This window comes from Thermus aquaticus, from assembly GCF_001280255.1.
GTDB classification, from domain to species: Bacteria; Deinococcota; Deinococci; order Deinococcales; family Thermaceae; genus Thermus; species Thermus aquaticus.
The window spans coordinates 1-930 of the sequence record NZ_LHCI01000094.1; the positions used below are offsets into that span (position 1 = coordinate 1).

Annotated in this window: 2 protein-coding genes; one reads left to right on the forward strand and one right to left on the reverse strand. The window is 74.1% G+C overall.

Annotated features, from left to right (window positions below; genetic code table 11):
- The first annotated feature begins 142 nt into the window (after nucleotides 1-142).
- The gene (locus BVI061214_RS12765; protein WP_053766914.1) at nucleotides 143-454 is read left to right on the forward strand and encodes a hypothetical protein; all 312 of its coding nucleotides are present in this window, start codon (nucleotides 143-145) and stop codon (nucleotides 452-454) included.
- Here BVI061214_RS12765 and BVI061214_RS13115 read toward each other — a convergent pair.
- Nucleotides 451-930, reverse strand: a 480-nt coding sequence (locus tag BVI061214_RS13115; protein WP_248841684.1) for a hypothetical protein, incomplete at its 5' end; no start/stop codon positions are given. The genes BVI061214_RS12765 and BVI061214_RS13115 overlap by 4 nt on opposite strands.

Below are 930 nucleotides of genomic sequence, written 5' to 3' on the forward strand. Positions count from 1 at the left end.
CGCCTGGGGGAGAAGAGGAGAAACCCCAGGAAGCTGAAGCGGTTGGAGAGGAGGAGGGAGAGAACGGCGCGGAGCACGTGGTCCAGCCCAGGCTCCTCTCCCTCAGAGAAGCGAGTAGGGACGGAGTCTACGGGAACCAACCGTGAGCCCCCTCCACGACCCCGAGGCCAGGAAGGAGCTTTCGGACGACCTCGCCTGGCTATGGGAAGAGGTGCGCATGGCCCTGGTGGCCCTGGGCAAGGCCCGGGAGGCCATGGAGGTCCTGGCGGTTCATCTGGGGTGTAGGGGCCCCAGAGAAGAGGAAGACCGCCTCCTGGGGGTCCTTTACGCCTCCCTCCCCCGGGAGGGGCACCGGGTCCTGAGGGAGATCCTCCAGGAGGCCCTCCGCCGCCTGGAGCGGGCCCACGCCCGGGCCCGGGAGGTCCTGGAGCCGGCGGTCCGGGAAGAGGGCTAGGGCAGGGCCCTTGGGGTCAGGGGGAAGGCCTCCCCGACGAGCCGGCCCCGCTCCACCCGGCCCAGGGCCAGGACCAGCCCCCCCGGGGCCGGGGCCAGGTGGGGGCGGCGGAGGAGGAAGCGGAGGACGAAGGGCCGGGTTTCGGGCTCTTCCTTGGGCCCGGGCACCACCCGCACCCGGCCCAGCCCCGCCCAGGCCCCCAGCCACTCCCCCAGGAGGAGGAAGCGGAGGGGCTCCCCCGGCGCCTCCCCCACGGGGGCGGGGGAGAGGAGCTCCCGGTGGGCCAGGTGGAGCCCCGTGAGGAAGCCCTCCCTGTCCGTGCGGGGGTGGAGGACCACGCGGTAGAGGCCGGGGACGAGGCCCTCCCTCAGGCCCCTTGGGGCCCGCACCCGCTTGGAGAAGAGGCCCTGGCCCTCCAGGCGGAGGCTCACCGCCCCCGGAAGGGGGGAGAGGTGGACCACGCCCCGGACCTGGGC